General features: G+C 70.6%; 14 protein-coding genes. 5 read left to right on the forward strand and 9 right to left on the reverse strand.

All coding sequences use genetic code 11. The annotated features are described in order from the left end of the window. Positions 1-226: 226 nt before the first annotated feature. From ACQPWU_RS59170 to ACQPWU_RS59180, 3 genes are all read right to left on the reverse strand, one after another. A complete protein-coding gene (locus ACQPWU_RS59170) occupies positions 227-1,153 on the reverse strand; it encodes an alpha/beta fold hydrolase (protein ID WP_433435822.1) in 927 nt (308 codons plus the stop codon). Positions 1,154-1,508: 355 nt separating this feature from the next. Further along, positions 1,509-1,688 carry a hypothetical protein gene (locus ACQPWU_RS59175; RefSeq protein ID WP_433435823.1) on the reverse strand — a complete coding sequence of 60 codons (180 nt, stop codon included), beginning with the start codon at positions 1,686-1,688 and terminating at the stop codon, positions 1,509-1,511. Between the two features lie 564 nt (positions 1,689-2,252). Further along, on the reverse strand, positions 2,253-4,208 hold the full coding sequence (locus tag ACQPWU_RS59180; protein WP_433435824.1) for an endo-1,3-alpha-glucanase family glycosylhydrolase: 1,956 nt from the start codon (positions 4,206-4,208) through the stop codon (positions 2,253-2,255). 390 nt (positions 4,209-4,598) lie between these two features. Here ACQPWU_RS59180 and ACQPWU_RS59185 point away from each other — a divergent pair, with 390 nt between their 5' ends. Beyond that, complete coding sequence (locus ACQPWU_RS59185; RefSeq protein ID WP_433435825.1) at positions 4,599-5,402, forward strand: CPBP family glutamic-type intramembrane protease; 804 nt, start codon at positions 4,599-4,601, stop codon at positions 5,400-5,402. Between the two features lie 362 nt (positions 5,403-5,764). Continuing rightward, entirely contained in the window at positions 5,765-6,037 is a 273-nt protein-coding gene (locus ACQPWU_RS59190; RefSeq protein WP_433435826.1) for a hypothetical protein, read from the forward strand. Between the two features lie 168 nt (positions 6,038-6,205). Here the strand turns inward: ACQPWU_RS59190 and ACQPWU_RS59195 are convergent, their stop codons facing one another. The 3 genes from ACQPWU_RS59195 to ACQPWU_RS59205 form a co-directional block, all read right to left on the reverse strand. Beyond that, on the reverse strand, positions 6,206-9,964 hold the full coding sequence (locus ACQPWU_RS59195; protein ID WP_433445574.1) for a type I polyketide synthase: 3,759 nt from the start codon (positions 9,962-9,964) through the stop codon (positions 6,206-6,208). A gap of 142 nt (positions 9,965-10,106) precedes the next feature. Then, positions 10,107-11,153, reverse strand: coding sequence for a ketoacyl-ACP synthase III family protein (locus ACQPWU_RS59200; protein ID WP_433435827.1), 1,047 nt, complete (start codon positions 11,151-11,153; stop codon positions 10,107-10,109). Positions 11,154-11,428: 275 nt separating this feature from the next. After that, a complete protein-coding gene (locus ACQPWU_RS59205; RefSeq protein ID WP_433435828.1) occupies positions 11,429-11,590 on the reverse strand; it encodes a hypothetical protein in 162 nt (53 codons plus the stop codon). Here ACQPWU_RS59205 and ACQPWU_RS59210 point away from each other — a divergent pair. Then, on the forward strand, positions 11,589-12,851 hold the full coding sequence (locus tag ACQPWU_RS59210) for a multidrug effflux MFS transporter (protein WP_433435829.1): 1,263 nt from the start codon (positions 11,589-11,591) through the stop codon (positions 12,849-12,851). The two genes, ACQPWU_RS59205 and ACQPWU_RS59210, sit on opposite strands and share 2 nt — an antisense overlap. A gap of 62 nt (positions 12,852-12,913) precedes the next feature. Here ACQPWU_RS59210 and ACQPWU_RS59215 read toward each other — a convergent pair whose 3' ends face one another. Further along, the gene (locus tag ACQPWU_RS59215) at positions 12,914-13,495 is read right to left on the reverse strand and encodes a carboxymuconolactone decarboxylase family protein (RefSeq protein WP_433435830.1); all 582 of its coding nucleotides are present in this window, start codon (positions 13,493-13,495) and stop codon (positions 12,914-12,916) included. Further along, entirely contained in the window at positions 13,485-13,856 is a 372-nt protein-coding gene (locus ACQPWU_RS59220) for a hypothetical protein (RefSeq protein ID WP_433435831.1), read from the reverse strand. The genes ACQPWU_RS59215 and ACQPWU_RS59220 overlap by 11 nt, the downstream gene beginning before the upstream one ends. Before the next feature lie 212 nt (positions 13,857-14,068). Between ACQPWU_RS59220 and ACQPWU_RS59225 the strand changes: the two genes are divergently transcribed. After that, complete coding sequence (locus ACQPWU_RS59225; protein ID WP_433435832.1) at positions 14,069-14,791, forward strand: flavodoxin family protein; 723 nt, start codon at positions 14,069-14,071, stop codon at positions 14,789-14,791. 25 nt (positions 14,792-14,816) lie between these two features. Beyond that, on the forward strand, positions 14,817-15,281 hold the full coding sequence (locus tag ACQPWU_RS59230) for a cytochrome P450 (protein WP_433435833.1): 465 nt from the start codon (positions 14,817-14,819) through the stop codon (positions 15,279-15,281). A 172-nt stretch (positions 15,282-15,453) separates the two neighbouring features. Here the strand turns inward: ACQPWU_RS59230 and ACQPWU_RS59235 are convergent, their stop codons facing one another. Further along, positions 15,454-16,005, reverse strand: coding sequence for a TetR/AcrR family transcriptional regulator (locus tag ACQPWU_RS59235; protein WP_433435834.1), 552 nt, complete (start codon positions 16,003-16,005; stop codon positions 15,454-15,456). Positions 16,006-16,139 lie beyond the last annotated feature (134 nt).

The following is a 16,139-nucleotide window of genomic DNA, read 5'->3' on the forward strand; positions in this document are numbered from 1 at the left end:
GGAGTGCGGCTCGTGCTCTGGCCCGCCGTGCCGGCCGCCTGCGCCGTGCCCGGCACGGCGACCAGCGCGGTGACGACTGCACGCCGCCGTGGTCCCTACACCTTCGTCGCTTGCGGCAGGAGGACGGCCCCGGCGCCATGGTGAGGCGTCGGGGCTGCGTGGATGAAGGTTGAGCAGGCGTTCGTCCGGCCATGCCACCAGTTCGGCCGGTTACTCCGCCAGTCGCTTAGCGCGCGGCCTGCGAGGTGACGTGCTGAATAGCCTTGACGGCGATCTCGGGCTGGTCGAGGTAGATGTAGTGCCCGCTGTTCTTGGCGGTGCGCAGCTTGCTGCGGCTGGACAGGCCGAGCCACTTGCGCTGGCCCGCGGTCCACGCCTGCTCCAGGCGCGGCCCGTAGGTGGGGATGGCCGCGAGGTACTGCTTGCCGTGCCGGATCACCTCGACCGGGATGTTGCCGGCGGAACGGACCTTGCCGTCGGTGATGACGAGCTTCTCCGGGTTCTGCCCCTGGAAGATCGCGAGGTTCTGGGCGCGCACCTCGGCCGCCGGTCCCGTGGCCGAGGCGGGAATCGTCCTGGAAATGTCGGCGACCATGGTCGGCGGTGTGGCGTCCATCAGGACCAGGCCCTTGACCCTGTCCCGGTGCTCGGGGGCGTACCTGGCGGCGATCAGCCCGCCCAGCGAGTGCCCGGCCAGCACGACCGGGTTGTCACCGGCGATGCGGTCGAGCACCCCGGTCAGGACCTTGCCGGTGCTCGCGAAGTCCTGTGGCCCATCCGGCTGGTCGCTGCCGCCCGCACCCAGCCGGTCGTAGGAACACACCCGGTTCTTCGCGCTCAGCGTCTTCTGCAGGGCAGCCATCTTGCCGAGAGCGTCACCCCCGCCGTGCATCAAGATGATGACCGGCTTGCCTTTCGCCGGGTCGCCCGAGCAGGACACGTTCACCGACCGGCCGCCAATCTCGATCTTCTTGGTGCCAGAGAACGGATCAGCCTTCCGCGGCGTGGAGGCGAAGGGGTCCCACTCCTCCGCCTTAGTGGAGGCGAAAGGGTCCCAGTCCGCCGCCGAGGCGCTCCCGGCGCCGGCGATTCCCACACCGACCACGGTGCAGCACAGGACGGCCGCGGCGGATGCCTTGAACTTGCGAAGCATGATGTCCTCCAGTCAGAGAAATGACGCCGAGCCGAGTAACGCGGCGATGCGGTGGGGAAGCGGCCGAAGCGCTGCGGCCATGACGTAACGCTATGGAATCGACCGCCCCGGGATCGTCACCACATGGTGGACATTCGCCGGTAGCTCTCACGGGGGACAAGTGCGCCGCGACAGACCTGGCGCGATCAAGGGACCTGCCCCGTACATCGTCGCCGACGGCGAACGGGTCTGCCCTGGTGCACCCCGGCATCGCGCTGTCGCACGTAGCCGCGTAAGGCAAGGCCGGCGGCAGGAGGGCGGCCTCGGCGACATGGGCAACCGTCGGGGCTGCTTGGACCACGGGTTGAGCAGTCGGTCACCCGGCCGAACGCTCGGCCAGGCGCGTGGCAAAGGACGTCAGACCACGCGGATGTGCGATGTGGTCCGGGTCGATGTCGAGGCCTTCCCCTGCCCCCAGCATCTCCCAGGTGTCACGGGCGTTCTGCGTCTCCTCCTCGAAGGTCTGATCATCCAGGGAGATGCTCTCTTTGGGCAACGGCATGAGGATGACGCCCCCGCTGCCCTGCCCGTCGGCGGCACCGAACGAGCCGACGCCATAGTCTGAAGGCAGGATCTTGCTCAGCGCTGCGATACCCGTCGGGTCACGAGCCTACGAGGTCGCACCGCCAAACGCCGCAACGGGCGCACTAGCGGGTCGGCGTGCCGACGTCGGGCAGGGTCGCCAGTTGCCCAGGCCAGGGTCTCCCTGACCTGGGCCTCTTTTGCCCCAGCCGCCCGGGCGCCGCCGGGCGATGAGCCGGCGATGACGCCACCGGCACCAGCGCCTGCGCTGAGCCGTCATCGTCCTCGCCGTCCGTATCCACGCCACGGTCGCGGTCAGCGAAGGTATGTGAGTTGCGCGGATCTTAGGCCCTGTGCTGGGCCGGACTGGATTCGCCGGCGGGGATCGGTTGTTGCAGCAGGGCGGCAAGCCGGCGTCCACTGGCTTTCAGACCGAAGGGGAAGGGCGCGAAGGTCAGTCGGAGCGCCCGGTCCTGCCCGGCGGTCCGCACCGCCGTATGGCCGCGCGGCTGACCGTCGTGCCCGAGGCCTGCCCAGGTCAGCGCTCGCTGGAGGCCGCGCGGTAGTGCAGGTCCTGCACGTACGGCGTGGCGGTGATGGTGTACGGCGAGGTGACCGTCGCCACCGTGGCGGAGCCCCGGGTCACGGTGGCCGCGGCAGTGCCGGCCTTCAGCGGGAAGGTCTTGGCGGACACCCCGGCGGGCGCATCGTAGGTCTGTGTGGTGCCGCCGATGGTGACCGACACCTTACTGGCCGCGGTGAGCATGCTGAGCACCTCGACCGTGTCACGGGCCGCCGTGCTGCCGCTGCGCAGGTTCATCAGCTTGGTCTGCTCGAACGACGGCGTCGCCGCGACCGGCTGGACGCGGTGGGTGAGGTAGGCGACGTCGTTGGTGATCTTCGGGCAGCCGAGCTTGTGGCAGGTCAGGTAGTAGGCGTTGATGTCCAGGTAGGTCCACCCGGCGTTCCTGGACGGGGCGAACTGGGTGTTCTCGGAGTAGTCGTTCCAGGTGGTGAGCTGGACCCAGTCGGCCCCACCGTCGATCGCGCCCTTCCACGATGCGCGCAGGTTCTCGGTGTTGCCGGCCTCGTCGAAGATGCCCTGGTTGGGGCGCTCGTCCTGGACCGACACCGGCTGCATCCAGATCTTGCCCATGCCGTGCGCGGTGGTGATGTTGGCGGTCAGGTTCGCGTTGCCCGCGGGGCTGCGGCTGCCCCAGTTGGAGAAGCCGTAGCTGATCGAGGCGAAGGCGTCGCGGTTCTTGCCGAAGTCGATGAAGCAGGGCACCAGGGCGACCTTGATCCCGTGCGCCGTCTCCATGGTCTTCATCCAGTCGGCCCACCAGGCGGCGGTGTGGCCCTCCGCCTTGAAGGGGGCGACGACCAGGCGGTTGTCGGCGAGCCGGTAGACCGACTTCGACGCGGCGAGCTCGGCGATGGCCGCGGCCAGGGTGGCGCTGTCCACCGAGGCGAGCCCGTTCGTGTCCGGCATGAGCACGATCTTGAAGCCGGGATCGACGGCCTCGGCGGCCTTGACGAGGTTCTGCACGCGCGTCCAGTTCGCGCTGGTCACCGACAGGATGTCCACGGTGAAGCCGTCGATGCCGGCGGCGATGGCCTGCTTGACCTCGGTCTTCAGGTCGGCTAGCGCGTAGTCGCCGGTGATCGGGGCGCGGCCGGCGGGCCGGTCGCGTAGCAGTCCGCCGTACGCGGCGTGCTTGCCGCTCTCCCCCTCCGGCTTGAGGTAGTTGCGGGCGTAGTAATCGTTTTCCGGAGCGGCGTTGTCCAACGAGATCGGGTACGGGGTGAAGTAGTGCGCGAACACCTTCTTGCCCGAGGCCCGCAGCGCCGCCGTGCTAGCCAGGGTGAACGGCAGCGGCCCGTCGGTCTGCTCCTCCCCCGAGCCCGGCGTGTACGTGACCGTGAGCTTCGGCCCGCGGTCGCCGGTCTCGCGCGAGGACATCAGGACGGTCGTAGTGTCGGACGTGCCGGTGAGGGCGAAGGCGTAGGTGCCGTCTCCCTCGATCGCGGAGGAGACGTCCAGCTTGGCCGTCGCGCCGGCGGTGAACCCGGTGTGCGAGGCGACGGCGCTGTCACCGGCCGCCGGGCGGGTGTTCCAGGTGGTGGCGGCCTCGGTCCACGAGCCGGTCACCTCGCGGGCGGAGATGGTGGTGTCCGTCGTCCTGGCCGAGACGACGTCCAGGGTGACCTTGACATCCTCGGCGTCCTCCGGAATCCCGGTGACCTTGAACCGGGTCAGGGCCATGCGCTGCCCCGCGGCGACGCCGCCGCAGCCGGAGCCGCAGACGCTCAGCCACGTCGCGGTGGCGAAACTCTTGGCGGGCTCGGCCTGGCTGACGAACACGTCCTCCGCGGCGGCGAACGTCACGCTGACCGGAGCGACCGCGGACGCCTGCGAGGGGGCGACGGCGACGGTCCCCAGTGTGACCGAGGCCGCCACCGCCGCCAGTAACGCCCGATATCGGTTGACCATGGAACTCCCTTTGACTCTCGACGCGGCTCCTGGGGCGGAGCCGCTGTGCAAGACCCAAGGATGAGGCAAGATCAACCACCTTTTCCTGCCATTGGCCCGAAGTCTGATTTTTGGAACGTCACCAACTCGTTCCGTACACGACCGCTGACGCACCGGCCGGGAACGCGCGGACTCTGCAGCAGGGCAGTGCTGTACCGGCCGTAGCGCACCGTGAGCCCTGGCACCTGCTCGACGAAGGTCTGCTTGCCACACGCCGGATGCGTCCTCCGCTACATCTGAGGGAGCCGTGGCTCCGTGACCTGCGCCTTTCACGGCGACTCGAAGCCGTGTCAGAGCGATGTCAGGTCCGTGTAGGGGCGCGGGGCCACGATTCTCGGCATGGATACAACAATGCGACCCTCACCCGACAGCCAAGGCGCCCAGCCGAAGGGCTTCGTCGCGAAACTCCTCGCCGACCGTCACTCCGTCCCGTTCTCCATCGCACTGCACCTGGTGCCCGGCGCGGTCATCGTCGCCGTGTACGCGTTCATCGCCGCCCCCCTGGTCCGGGCGATACACTTCCCGATCTTCCTGGCCTGGGCCATCGCCCTCGCGGTTGTGCTCTTCCCGCTCCAGCTGTTCCTGCTGTGGCTGGGCAAGAAGAAGACCGGCCGCTTCACGATGAAGGGCGTAGTCCACTATCGCGACAAGCCGGTCTCGCGCGGCAAGGTCTTCTGGCTCGGGGCCGCGTGCCTCGTGTGGATGACCGTGGTCTCGCTCTCGCTGACGCCGCTGGACAACATCGTCTACGACTGGTTCTTCACCTGGGTGAACTACCAGGGCGCCGGCCCCGACGGCACCACCTACCTCCAGGGCTACTCGCACGAGCTCGTGCTCACCACGCTGCTCATCTGCGCGCCGTTCACCGGCTTCACCCTGCCCCTGCTCGAGGAGTACTACTTCCGCGGCTTCCTGCTGCCCCGCCTCCCGCAGCTCGGCAAGTGGGCCCCGTTCTTCAACACCTTCTTCTTCTCGGTGTACCACTTCTGGGCCCCTTGGACGGTCCTGTCGAAGCTGGTCTTCCTCTACCCGGGCGTCTGGCTCGCCTGGAAGAAGCAGGACATCCGCATCTCGATCGCCATGCACCCCGGCTCGGCGCTGCTGATGACCGTGGTCGGCGTCATCGCCCTCGCCTCCGGCGCCACCTCGATGTAAGACCACCCGAAACGAGGGGGTGCCGTCCGCCGGCCGAGGGCCGGATGCGTCGCTCCGGAGCAGGCCACAAGCACGCCAAGCAGGTCGACCCCGGGCTGTCCGTGGTCCAGGCCGGACTGACGCCGGCCCACGGTAGCGGCGCCGTCGGAGGAACCGTGAACAAGATCAAATTCTTGAAGAGGCAGATGTTCGGCCGAGCCAACTTCGGCCCCCTGCGGGAAGCGCGCCCCGGTACGGCCACAGGTCCGAGCCGCAGATGCAGGTCGCCGCCCTGGCCGGGATGAGCGTGGAGTACTACGCCAAGCTCGAACGCGGACACCTGGCCGGAGTCTCAGCCGGCCGCGCGGCCCAACCTGCAATGGATGCTCGACACCATCACCACCGCCCCGGCCATCATCGGCAACAACCGCTCGGACCTGCTGGCCGCCAACCACCTGGGCCGGGCCATGTACTACGACGTCTACGCCGACCCGGCCAGCCCACCGAACTTCGCCCGCTTCACCTTCCTCGACAGCGCAGCCCGCCGCTTCTACCCCGACTGGGACGTGGCCGCCGACATGTGCGTGGCCAACCTGCGCACAGCGGCCGGCAAGGACCCGCGCGACAAGGGAGCGCCGAGCCGGACCTGTCCATAACGATCTATGCCGCCGAACCAGGCTCCCGTCCGAAGACGCGCTCCGCCTGCTCGCCTCCTGGGCCGCTACTCACCAGCACACCGATCAACCCCAAGAGACAGACCGCCCGCACCGGCACCTGCTCTAGATGTTCTGGCAGGTGGACGAGCCGGGCGAGACGCTCGAGCCCTACATCAAGGAACGCCCACCCACCGGCGCGTGGGCGTGCCCGTCACCGCCCGAGGCGGACACCAGCCCGGCGATGTAGTCGGAGACCGCGGCGACGGTCGGTTGCCGCCACAGCAAGGTCGTCGGCAGCGAGCATCGGAACCGTTTCTCCAGCCGCCGCAGGACGACCACCGTCAGCACCGAGTCCAGCCCCTGCTCGATCAGCGGCCGGTACGGCGACAGGTCGGCGGGGGCCAGCCGCATCTCCTGGGCGATCTGCGCACCGACCTCCTCGAGCAGGAACGCACGCAGTTCCTCCGGCCCCAGATCGGCGATGGATTCGGCGGGCCGCACGCCTTCGGCACCGTTCTCCGCGGCGGCCGGCACGTCGATCACCGGGTACCGCAGCCCCGACAGCCAGCCGACGACGGCGCCGGCGCGGTCGGTCACCCGTACCTGCACCGTGTCGGCGCGTTCGGGGTCGAGCCAGACCTCGATGTCGACCGTGTCCGGTGGCTCTCCGACGGTGATCAGCCGATCGACGTTCGTCACCATGCGAAGCAGCGGGTCACCGGGGAACGCGCTCGGCGCCACCGACATCGCCGCGTCCAGAACGGGTGCCCACGTGGCGGCCGGCCCGCACCGGACCCGGGCGCGCAGCGCGCCGTGGCCGCGCAGCAGTTCCTCGACCGTCCAGTCGAACCCGGTGCCGGGCACGCCGACGGCGGCCAGCCGCTGCGTGACCAGGCCCGGCTCCGCCTGGACGAGCGGCTGCGCCGGCGGAGCCGGCGCCCCTCCCGGTTCGGCGGGCACCGTGGCAGTGGCGATCACCTGCCAGGTGGCGTCCGGTTCGCCGGCGATACGGGCGGCCAGCCGCAGCCCGGTTTCCTGCCGCACGACCTGGACCTCGCGGCGGTCGGCGGTCAGCAGCGGCGCGGACATCCTCACCTCGCCGAGCACCTGACCCCCGGCCGCGGCGAAGAAGGTCGCCGCGAGAACCGCGGCCGGTACGATCTCCACGCCTTCGATGGCATGGCTGCCGGGATAGGGCCGGGTCTGGTCGTCCACGCTGGTCCGCCAGAGCCGTACGTCGGTGCCGGCGAGATCGATGCCGTCGCCGAGCAGCGTGTGCGTGCCGGGATCGTGGCCGCGACCGGCGGCGTCCGGGACCGACGGCGCACGCCAGTGCCTGCGGCGCTGCCACGGGTATGAGGGGAGCACGACCGGCCCGCCGGTCGGCTGCAGCCTTCGCCAGTCCACGTCGAGGCCGGCGCAGTGCGCCGCGGCCACGCCGGCCAGCAGGCTGGGGCGGTTCCGCCGCAACGACGTACCGACGAAGACCTCCTCGTGACCGGCCGTGCCGAGCGTCTCCAGCACCGAGTGGGTGACCACCGGGTGCGGGGAGATCTCGACGAACGCGCGGTATCCGTCGGCCGCGGCCGCCTTGACCGCGTCGGCCAGGCGCACCGGCCGGCGCAGGTTGGCCGCCCAGTACGCACCGTCGAAGCCAGGGTTCGCGCGCGGATCGTCCAGCGCCGTCGAGTAGACGCGGATGCCGGGGACGCCGGCCGTGAGGTCGGCCGCGGCGGCGGTCAGGTCGGCCAGGAGCGGATCCATCTGCGGCCCGTGGAAGGCCACGTCGGAGGCGACCCGGCGGCCCGGGATGCCCTCCTTGATCCAGCCGGCCAGCACGTCGGCCACGGCGTCCGGTTCTCCGGAGACGACCGTCGAACCGGGTGACGCCGCGATCGCGGCGACCACGTCGGTGCGGTCCCCCAGCAGCCGCGCCGTCTCGGCGAACGGCAGGTGCACCATGGCCATCGCGCCCCGGCCCGCGACCCGGCGGAGCAGGCGGGATCGCCGGCAGATCAGCCGGGCGCCGTCCAGGCGGCTCAGCGCCCCGGCCGTCACGGCGGCGGCGATCTCGCCGACCGAATGGCCGATGACCGCGTGCGGGCGCACCCCATGCGCGCGCCACAGCTCGACGAGGCCGAGCTGCATCGCGAAGATCATGGTCTGGATCCGGTCCACCTCGGTCAGCTCGTCCTCGGCGAGCACCTCCCGTGGCGAGAAGCCGATCTCGGCGGCGAACACCGGCTCCAGGTCGTCAATCACCGCGGCGAACACCGGCTCGGTCGCCAGCAGCTCCCGGCCCATGCCCGCCCACTGCGAGCCGTGCCCGGAGAACACGAACACCGGGCCGGGACCGGGATCGGAGAGCACCCGCCCGGTGGTCACCGCGTCGTGCGAGGCGCCGGTGGACAGGGCGCGCAACCGGTCGGCCAGCGCGGCCGGGCTCTGCGCCGCCACCACCGCCCGGTGCGGCAGGTGGGCGCGGCGCAGCGCGAGCGTGTGCCCGACGTCGGCCGAGGGCAGGCGGCCGGCGACGCCGGCGAGGTTGCCTGCGGCCTGCCGCAACGCCGCCGGCGACGCGGCGGACACCGGATACAGCCGGCCCGCGGTCCCCTCGGCGGGTGGTCCGGCGGGCGGCGCCTGTTCGAGGACGACGTGGGCGACGGTGCCGCCGTAACCGAAGGCGGAGACCGCGGCACGGCGCGGATGCGCGGAGTCGGGCCACGGCGTCGGCTCGTCGACCACCCGCAGCCCGGCGCCCGTCCAGTCGACGGCCGGGCTGGGCTTGCCGAGCCGGCTCGGCGGGAGCTCGCCGCGGTCGAGCGCCAGGACGGCCTTGACCAGGCCGGCGATGCCGGCGGCGCCCTCGAGGTGTCCGATGTTGGACTTGACCGAACCGATCAGGCACGGCTGCTCCGCCGGCCTGCCCGACCCGTACACGGCGGCCAGCGCGCCGGCTTCGAGAGGGTCGCCGACCGCGGTACCAGTGCCGTGCGCCTCGACGTACCCGACCGTGCCCGGCTCGACGCCCGCCTGCCGCAGCGCGCGGCGCATGACGTGCTCCTGGGCCTGGCCGCACGGCGCCATGATGCCCGCGGTGCGGCCGTCCTGGTTCACCGCGCTGCCGAGGATGGTCGCCAGGATCCGGTCCCCGTCCCGTACGGCGTCGGCGAGCCGCTTGAGCACCACGACGGCCGCGCCCTCGCCCCGCCCGTAGCCGTCGGCGGCGGCGTCGAACGACTTGCTCCGCCCGTCGGGGGCCAGTGTGCCCGCGGCGTCCAGGGTCAGCGTCTCGCCGGGGGACAGGATGAGGTTGACCCCGCCGGCCAGCGCCACGTCGGTCTCGCCGGCGCGCAGGGCCTGCACGGCCAGGTGGACGGCGACCAAAGACGCTGAGCATGCCGTGTCCACCGCCAGGCTCGGGCCGCGCAGGTCGAGCGCGTACGACACCCGGTTGGCGACCGCGCAGGTGGCGGCGCCGATCCCGGTCCACGCCTCGATGTCAGGCAGATCCTCCAGCAGGCGATGCCCGTAGTCGCCGGTGCAGACGCCCACGTACACGCCCGCGTCCGTGCCGGCCAGCGCGTCCGGCGACACTCCGGCGTGCTCCAGCGCCTCCCACGCGGTCTCCATCACCAGGCGCTGCTGCGGGTCCATCAGCTCCGCCTCGCGCGGCGAGAGCCCGAAGAACTCCGCGTCGAAGTCGGCCACCCCGTCGAGGAAGCTGCCGTAGGGGATGGTACGGCGTAACGCCGCCGCGTACGAAGGGCCGCGATCGGCGTAGTCGCGCCAGCGGTCGGCGGGCGCCGGTCCGCTGGCGTCCCGGCCCTCGCACAGCAGGTTCCAGTACTCCTCCACCGATCCGACGCCGCCGGGCAGGCGGCAGCCGATCCCAATCAGCGCGATCATCTCGGCCGGTCGATCCATCACACATCGCCTCCTCATATCAGCGCCCACGCGGGCGACTCGAGAATCTTCACGACGGCGCCCGAGATGGTCACGCCTGGCCCGAAGCCGATGTCCGCCGCCTCCCGGGCGGCCGAACTCGGTCGTCTGTGTGGACGGCCGCTCAGCCGGGTCCGTCAGAGGCGTACTCCGCGGGGATGTCGAGGATCCGCAGGACGGCGCAGGCCAAGGTCTTGCCGGCACCCACCCCGATGAGCAGCACGTAGTCGCCGGGAGCCAGCGCCCCGCCGGCCAGCAGGTGGTCGAGGGCGACGAACTGGTCACTGACCCCGAGGTGTCCAATGCCGGCGCCATATTCCCAGGTGGTGTCGGCCAAGGTCAGCCCGAGCCAGCTCACCCGCTCCTCCACGTTGTCCCGGCGCCCGTGAGGGAACGCCACGCGCGTTACCTCGTCGAGCGTGATCCCCGCCTCCTTGAGCGTGCGGTCGACCAGCACCATCAGCGTCGACTGGATCGCCAGCATGACGCCGGCACCGTCGCGGGCCAGCAGCCGCTTGCGGAACTCACGGTGGCGGGAGGTGAAGTCGAGCGGCCGGCCCACGGTCGCGTCCGGCGGCCACATCGGCACGCCGCCGTCGTTGACCGACTCGGCTTCCGGCAGCACGGTCACGTTGACCGACCGCAGCTCCGCGAAGCCCGGGTCCGTGGTGAGCAGCAGCGCGCACCCGGCGTCGCCTACCACGTAGCCCTCCATCATGCGCCACCGGTCGACCAGCGGGCTGCCGTGGTTGTCGGCGCCGACCAGCAGCGCGGTGCCGCCGGGCCGCAGGTAGCCGGCGGTGAGCTGCAGAGCGCTGAACAGCCCGCAGCATCCTTGCCGCAGCTCGACCGCCAGGACGTCGCCGCCGACCAGGTGCTGCTGCAGGTAGTACTGCGGCTGCCAACCCTCCGGCCCCTGGTGCCAGACGTCGGCGTACAGCATGAGGTCCAGGTCGCGCGGTGACATTCCGCCGGAGCGCTCGAACGCGTGCCGGGCCGCACGGAGCGCGAGCTCTGGAGCCGGTACGTCGCCGGCCACCGCCGCACCGCGCAGGCGGAAGTAATCCCTCTCGTCGGCCGGATAGCTGCCCTCGGCGACGGCCGTCTCGATGCTGACCACCGGCGGCAGATGGACGCCGATACTGCGCAGGTAGATGTCGGGTGTACGCATCCGTCCTCCTTCGGTGCGGCATGCCGCGGCACGGGGCGGGGTGGAACGAATAACCCTCTGCTGGGGAAACGAGCCTGCTGGAAGAGCTGTCGGCTTGCCGATCACAGGCCGGCGATACGTACGGCGGGCCTCACGACCCTGAACGTTGACAGATGTGTCCGGCGGGCGATCAGCGCCGATGTTAACCGAATGGATCATCCATGACTAGTGGTGTCATTCTTCGGACGGACCATGCATAATCTTCACCGCCGATGATCAGGTGTACCGGAACGGAGTCAGCGATCGCAGGCCAGGTTCTCGGGCGGCGTGCCGACATGGCGGCGCCACTCCCCGGCGCCGAGGTCTCGTCCGACGGAGGTGCAGGCGGCGGAGATCCACGCGAACGGGGAGACCGGCGGCCCCCACCCATGCCCCAAGCCGGAAAGCAGCTCACCCATGTCCCAGAACCAGGCTCTGGCCACCGGTAAGAAGCACACCGGCCGGCTCATCCTCGTGCTCGCGGCCCTCACTGCGGTCGCTCCGCTGGCCATCGACATGTACGTGCCCGGCTTCCCCGGCATGGCCAGATCCTTCGGCACCCCAGCCTCCTCGGTCCAGCTGTCCCTGACGGTCTTTCTCGTCGGGCTCGCCGCGGGCCAGCTCCTCCTGGGCCCGGTCAGCGACGCGGTGGGCCGCCGCCGCGTCCTGCTGGCCGGCGCCGCGCTGTTCACGGTGCTGTCGCTGGCCTGCGCCGTCTCCCCCAGCATCGAGATCTTCGATGCGGCGCGGCTGTTACAGGGGGTCGCCGGGGCGGCGGGCATGGTGGTCGCCCGGGCCGTGCTCACCGACCGCTTCCACGACACCCCGGAGGCGGGTCGCCGCTTCGCGGCCCTGTCCGCGATCGTGTTCATGGCCCCGGTGGCCGCGCCACTGCTCGGCGGGGCCATCCTCGGCGCCGGCTCCTGGCGCCTTGTCTTCACCGCGCTGGCGGGCTTCGGCGTCCTGCTGATCGCGGGGCTCCTCGCCTGGGTGCCGGAGAGCCTGCCCGCCGACCGCAGGCGATCGGGCGGGGTCACCGGCGTGGTCAAGGCCATCGCGATGCTCGCCGGGCGGCACGCCCTCGTGGGGTACGTGCTCGCCTCGTCCTTCACCGGGACCGCGCTCTTCACCTACATCGCCGGCTCGACATTCGTCTTCCAGGACGTCTACGGCCTCTCGGCCACGCGGTACAGCCTCGTCTTCGCCGTCAACGCCCTCGGCATGCTGGCCTCCAGCGTCCTCTTCGGCCGCCTGTCCGCCCGCGTCCGGGTGGACACCCTGTTCGGCGCGGGGCTGGCCGTGGCCGGCGCCGGTACGGCGGCCCTGGTCGCGTCGCTGGTCACGACCGGCGGTTCCTTCGCCGCCACCTGGGCCTGCCTGTTCGTCACCGTCGCCGGCCTCGGCACGGCGCTGCCCGCCACCACGACCATCGTCCAGTCACTCGGCCATGACGCTCCCGGAGCGGCCTCCGGCCTGCTCGGCGGCAGCCAGTTCATCCTCGGCGCGGCCGCCTCACCCCTGTCGGGTCTCCTCGGCGACGGAACGGTCTCCATGGCCGTCATCATGCTGGCCGCCTTCGGCCTCGCCGCGCTGTCCCTCATCCTGGTGCGCGGTGCTGGGGGGCGTGCGGCGAGGGCCGGGCAGACTCCCGGACCACGAGCCGGCACCCCCGGCGGATGACGCCGGACGCGGCTGTCGCGCTCTGTACATGCGTAGGAGTTCGTGCGCGATCGCGGCTCGCGCTACCGGTAACCCCGCTTGAGCAGGTATTTGGCTCCTGCCTCGAAGCCCTCGGGGCTGAGCAGTTCGAACCCGAAGGCGTCGGCGAGCCGGTTGGTCGTGTTGAAGGCGGCACAGACCGCCAGCGCGTCCTTGACCTGCTGAGGTGAGACACCTGCGGCCAGCACTTCTCGCACGTCCTCGGCGCCGATCTTTCCCTCCCGGGTCAGCTTGCCGAGCATCCGCAGCGTTGCCCGCAGCGGCCCCTCGACGGGGGCCGATTCCAGGTCGGCCAGCACCGCCGCCACCCGTGGCCCGTCCTGGTACGCCTGCCTTGCGGTCGCGGTGTGCGCGCCGACGCAGAACGCCGACTCGTTCACCTTGGACACGTAGGCCGCCATCAACTCCCGGTCGCCTACCGACCAGGCGGACGGCCCGCGCATCGCCTCGTGGGTGAACTCCTTGGCACGGGCGCCGTAGAAATCGGGCCGATAGAAGACCAGCTTGGCGGCGTCCGGTACCGGGTGCCCGGACAACAGCCGGATGAGCGCGAAGAACAGCTTGGTTCCGGGGCCATAACCGTGGTTGAGGATGTCAAGTCGCATGATCCGGCCTCCCGGTCGCTTCGGCCAGTGCGGCCAGTCCGGCTTCATACAGCCGGGCGGACTGGCCGACCGCGGCGCACACCACCAGCTCGAAAAGCTGGTCCTCGGTGCAGCCCGACGTCTTGGCCGCAGCCAAGTCCTCCTCGGTGACCTGCGCCGGTCTGCCGGCGACCTTGCCGATCAGCGCGTCCAACGGCGGGGGGAGGCCGTCGTTGCTGAAGGCACGCGCTCGCTGCTCGGCAGATGCCCTGCCCTCCCCTTTCAGGACGCGATCCACCAGGGCTCGGTGCGCTGCTCGCTTCTTGTCCTCATCCGGCACGGCGTCCTCCGCCTCCTTTGCAGCTGGGCTGTCTGCCCTCATGTACAAGACGATCGGCGCGCCGCCGAACACGACACGCAGCCGAAGAAGGCCAACGACAGAGACGTACCCGCAGGCCGGGCGGATGATTTCCTGGCGGTTGCCTCATGCGCCGCTTGGACGAGAAACGCGGCGAGCCTGCTGGCCGAAGAGCAGGTAGCGGCCCGAAGCTTGCCTACGGAGGCACCTGGACCGCATCGAACGGAGCCGTCACGTTGACAGTCAACGGAGCACCTGCCCGGTATGACGATCTGCGGGCGCTGTTCATCAACTGCACCCTCAAGAGGCGTCCCGAGCGCAGCAACACCCAGGGGCTGATCGATCTCAGCGCGCACATCATGGACATGCAGGGCGTACGCGTCGAGCAGCTGCGGGCCATCGACCACGACATCGCCACCGGCGTGTGGCCGGACATGACCGAGCACGGCTGGGAGAGCGACGAGTGGCCCGCCCTCTACCAGCGGGTCCTGGCCGCCGACATCCTGGTCATCGCCGGGCCGATCTGGCTCGGTGACAACAGCTCGGTGACCAAGAAGGTCATCGAGCGGCTGTACGCCTGCTCCAGCCTGCTCAACCAGGTCGGCCAGTACGCCTACTACGGACGAGTGGGCGGCTGCCTGATCACCGGCAACGAGGACGGCGTCAAGCACTGCGCCATGAACGTGCTCTACAGCCTTCAGCACCTGGGCTACACCATTCCGCCCCAGGCCGACGCCGGCTGGATCGGCGAGGCCGGGCCAGGCCCCTCCTACCTCGACCCGGGCTCGGGCGGGCCGGAGAACGACTTCACCAACCGCAACACCACCTTCATGACCTGGAACCTGCTGCACCTGGCACGCATGCTCAAGGACGCCGGCGGCATCCCGGCCCACGGCAACCAGCGATCGGAATGGGACGCGGGCTGCCGCTTCGACTTCGACAACCCGGAGCACCGATAGAGGAGGTCCGGCGACGACCTCGAACATGCTCGGTCTGGGTACCTTGGCGCTGCTGCGGCACCCGGAGCAGCTGGCCATGGTGCGCGACGACCCGGCACGCGTCGAACCCGCCGTCGAGGAACTGCTGCGCTGGCTCGCGATCGTGCATGCCGTGCCGCGGACGACGACGGCCGAAGTGCGGCTCGCCGGGCACACCATCCCCGCGGGATCTATGGTGCTCGTCTCGGTCCCCGCCGCCAACCGGGACGAGGCCCTCATCGACAAACCCGACACACTCGACATCACCCGGGGAGGCGCCGGCCACGTCGCCTTCGGCCACGGTATACATCACTGCCTCGGTGCGCCGCTGGCGCGGATGGAGATGCGCATCGGCTTCCCGGCACTGTTGCGGCGCTTCCCCGACCTCGCACTGGCCGAACCATACGAGAACGTGGCGTTCCAGCCGTTCAACATCATTTACGGGCTGCGGTCGCTGCGGGTGACGTGGTGACAAGAGGAACCGCCGTGAGGATCGCCGGGCTCGGTCGCGTCGTCGGCGACCGTGTCGTCTAGCAGCGCATAGAGCGGAGACGCCAGCGTTGATCCGTTCGGTGGCGTGGACGTGGCGCAGCCGGCTTGCCTGAGGCCAGGCCTGCCCGGCCGCGCGCCACCACCGCGCAGGGTCAGCGCGCCTGTGGGGTGCCGACGCCTCGCAGCAGTGTGTCGACCACGACGTCGGCGGCCTGTGCGGCGCTCAGCTCGGACAGGCTCTCGGCGGCGTGTTCCATCAGCGGCGGCAGGACCGTGGCCGCCCAGCCGGGCGGCAGGTCGGAACGCAGCAGGCCCTCGTCGGCGGCGCGCTGCAGGAAGGCGTCGACCTCGTCGATCAGGCGGCGGCGGCGCTCGAGGATCGTCACCTCGCGGAGCATGCGGCTCGTTTCCACGGGCCACTTGCGGTTGACGGCGATGATGCCCTCGACGTATCGATGCAGTGCGACCGCGACGGGGGCCTCGCGTAGCCTGGCGGCCTCGATGGCCTCCTCTACCGCGTCGTAGCGCGCTCCGTAGACGGCGGCCATGAGGTCTTCGCGGGAGGCGAAGCGGCGGTAGACCGTGCGGCGGTCCACCCCTGCCGCGGCGGCGATGGCCGCGATGGTCGCCGAGGGGTCGTCGGCGAGCATGCGGGCGCCCGTGCTCAGGACGCGTTCCAGGTTGCGTGTCGCGTCTGCTCTCACCTGCCCAAGGTACCCCGTCACGTAGCACATGAAGAAACTAGTGTCACGTTAATGGGTGATTTACAAGTTTAACCGCTACCTCTGTGAGGCGGCTATCCTCCGCCGGACCAGGCGTCGCCGAGTTCCTCCACCGT

It is taken from the genome of Nonomuraea sp. CA-141351, assembly GCF_050944675.1.
In the GTDB taxonomy this organism is placed as follows: domain Bacteria; phylum Actinomycetota; class Actinomycetes; order Streptosporangiales; family Streptosporangiaceae; genus Nonomuraea.